Annotated in this window: 3 protein-coding genes; 1 reads left to right on the top strand and 2 read right to left on the bottom strand. The window is 43.4% G+C overall.

Features of this window, described 5'->3' with window-relative positions; genetic code table 11:
- Positions 1–192 precede the first annotated feature (192 nt).
- Complete coding sequence (locus PX482_RS05350) at positions 193–1,482, bottom strand: M16 family metallopeptidase (RefSeq protein ID WP_004266799.1); 1,290 nt, start codon at positions 1,480–1,482, stop codon at positions 193–195.
- 914 nt (positions 1,483–2,396) lie between these two features.
- Between PX482_RS05350 and PX482_RS05345 the strand changes: the two genes are divergently transcribed.
- The gene (locus PX482_RS05345) at positions 2,397–2,564 is read left to right on the top strand and encodes a transposase (protein ID WP_288122169.1); all 168 of its coding nucleotides are present in this window, start codon (positions 2,397–2,399) and stop codon (positions 2,562–2,564) included.
- 55 nt (positions 2,565–2,619) lie between these two features.
- Here the strand turns inward: PX482_RS05345 and PX482_RS05340 are convergent, their stop codons facing one another.
- A complete protein-coding gene (locus PX482_RS05340) occupies positions 2,620–2,757 on the bottom strand; it encodes a hypothetical protein (protein ID WP_288122168.1) in 138 nt (45 codons plus the stop codon).
- Positions 2,758–2,776: the final 19 nt, after the last annotated feature.

Genomic DNA, 2,776 nt, shown 5'->3' with positions numbered 1-2,776 from the left:
ATTATTTTTTATCTAGAGCGAACTAATCAATTAAGTCTCTTGCCAGATAAGGATTTAGTCGATTTATGCCCCCCTATCGAACCATACTAAGTAACGAAGAACCGTTAATTAGTTATTTAGTTATTTATTTATCTTCATCTTTATCCCTGATTACTGATTACTGTTCACTGATTACTGATTACTGTTCACTGATTACTGAATTGGTCTTACCACAACCACACCGTAAGCGTTAGGATTTAAATACTCTTGACAGGCATTTTGAATATCCTCTAAAGTGAGGGCTTCAATGTGTTGGGGATAACAAAAAGCCGGTTGTAAATCACCGATCTGAGTATGATAATAACCGTAAAGGTTGGCCCGATCGCTCGGTCTTTCACTGCTAAAAATAAACCGATTGGCCACTTGGGTTTTAACTCGTTCCAGTTCAGAAACTGTCACAGCTTCCTGTTGAATTTGTCCAATCTGTGCTAATGTCTCCCGTTCCACTTGCTCGATATTTTCCGAGGCTAATTGGGCCGACACGGAAAACACTCCTTGCACTGCTTGGGACATATTACTGGCAGTTATTTGGGAAACTAAGCCCTTTTCTTGGCGCAGAGATTGAAATAATCGCGATACCTTGCCCTGACCGAGAATAGCCGCTAAAACATCGAGAGGATAGGTTTTTTCTAAGTCTCTCAACCCCGGCACTTTCCAAAATAGGATTAAGCGGGCCTGCTGCAAATTTTCATCCTCGTATTCTTGACGGATAATCTCGTTAAAAGGAGCTTCGGGCTGTAGATTAGCGATAGGATGAGAAATAAGCCCAGAATTGCCCTTACTGCCTAAAGTATCTAAAGAATCGCTCACAATAGCCATTAAATCATCTACAGGCAAATTACCCACCACCGCCACCGTCATCCATTCGGGACGATACCAAGTCCGATGAAAATCGCGCATTTGTTGAGCAGTAAGATTTTCAATCACTGCCATCGGACCCAACACCGGACGACGATAGGGTAAAACTTGAAAACAAGTCTCCATGGTGCGATAAAAAGTGCGACGACGGGGATTATCCTGAGAACGACGAATTTCTTCTAAAATAACCTGTCTTTCCCGCTCAAAAGCTTCATCGGGAATTAAAGCTTCTAAAACCACTTCTAGCTGCAGCGGGGCCAGATGGGCGAAGTCCTGCGGGGCAGTGGTGATGTAATAATGGGTGTATTCTTGGCTAGTAGCGGCATTAGTCACCGCTCCTCTCGATTCGATCGCCCGTTCAAATTCACCACTGTCTAAGTTACGGGTTCCCTTAAAAACCATGTGTTCGAGAAAATGAGCCATCCCATTGATCTGATCCGATTCTAAGGCCGAGCCGACCTGCAGCCAGACATTGAGATTAACCGCTTCTACCGGTTGACTTTCGGCAATAATCGTTAAACCATTGGCAAGACGGTGCAGAATCGGAGTGTTAAGTGTGGCAGGTTTCCCTAGGATAGCCGTCATTCTTTATTAGTCCTCGGTGATCACTCTGGCAAAAATTGTCACTTTTCTCTATTGTAGTCCCAGACTTTCACAGAGCCAACAAGATCAGGTGTTGGCCAGCAATTCCAAATTCAGAATGTAGCAAATGATACGGAACATCAAACCCTTTTGCCCGGTACGTCCCAATCCAACATCAAGAAGAATTAACGAGAGCCCTAGGGATGGCATCATCGAGCATAAAGTCTAAAAGGGGAGCATCTCACCTTTGTAACCCCTAAATCAGGTTTTGGTGGTGATTCGGTAGAGGAGGTTTTATCTTGAATGTCGGGGTGAAGACCCTCGCACTTAGCGACGGGATGAAACCCCGACCAGTATAAAACAGCGAAGCACGACATTTCGACAGGCTCAATGTAAAAGCTCAGTGTTTACAAAATCTTGACAATCCGATGCTCTACAGGTTAGCGCTCTTCTGGGACTCTGGCAAAAATCTTACAGTCTCTAAACTCTAGCTCTCTTATGGGGTAAGCCTTCAAGCTATCGCTAACTAACAGAAACCCGATATTTGAGTTTTTATGAGAAAAAAAGTTAGCGATCACTTGTCAAGCAAGGGTTTCAGAATCTGGATTCGGTCGGGGATTTCCGAAAGTTCCAGAAGAGCGTTAGGATAAAATAGGTTGTTTGCTGACAGGGGGACAAGACATCTCAAAGCGTTGTCCACAAAGGTTTTTAGGCTCCTCAGTTACAAATAGATACATCCCTTTCAGCCAAAAAGCTAACGAGAGAATCAGGGATTTGGGCGAGCTTATTAGAAATCTTTATCAACAATGGGGGGTGATCTGCATCGAACTTTTTCGCTCGAACACCCCAAAAAGCTTGTGCTGTAAGGAGTTCAGCCAGCTTGTCCCCCTGTCAGGGTTGTTTGAGGTCGATAAACAATGATTGTCTTAGAAATGAAAGCAGTCGTCAAACCAAGTCAGTGTTCTGCCATTGATGAAGCTATTCGTACAGTACAATTCATCCGTAATAAGGCTTTAAGGCTTTGGATGGATGCCAAGAGAGAAGACAAAATCGATAAATATTCTCTCAATGCTTTCTCTGGATGATTTGCCAGCATATCTGGAGAAAATCAGTCCTCTACAATTAAGGTCTCAAATTTAATTAGGGCTGAGTTTTTTGGCTCTTCGGGACTTGGTATGGTTCGATAGGGGGGCATAAATCGACTAAATCCTTATCTGGCAAGAGACTTAATTGATTAGTTCGCTCTAGATAGAAAACAATTGGCCAAAATCGAAGCAATGCCTTTCTCTATAAGGGT

The organism is Microcystis sp. M53602_WE12 (assembly GCF_030065455.1).
GTDB classification, from domain to species: Bacteria; Cyanobacteriota; Cyanobacteriia; order Cyanobacteriales; family Microcystaceae; genus Microcystis; species Microcystis aeruginosa.
Note: the sequence above shows the minus strand (reverse complement) of the source record. Positions and strands in the feature narration are given on the sequence as shown.

Bases quoted from the DNA above. Each gene is read 5' to 3' on its own strand.
- PX482_RS05350 (WP_004266799.1), bottom strand. From the start codon at position 1,482: ATGACGGCTATCCTAGGGAAACCTGCCACACTTAACACTCCGATTCTG.
- PX482_RS05345 (WP_288122169.1), top strand. From the start codon at position 2,397: ATGATTGTCTTAGAAATGAAAGCAGTCGTCAAACCAAGTCAGTGTTCT.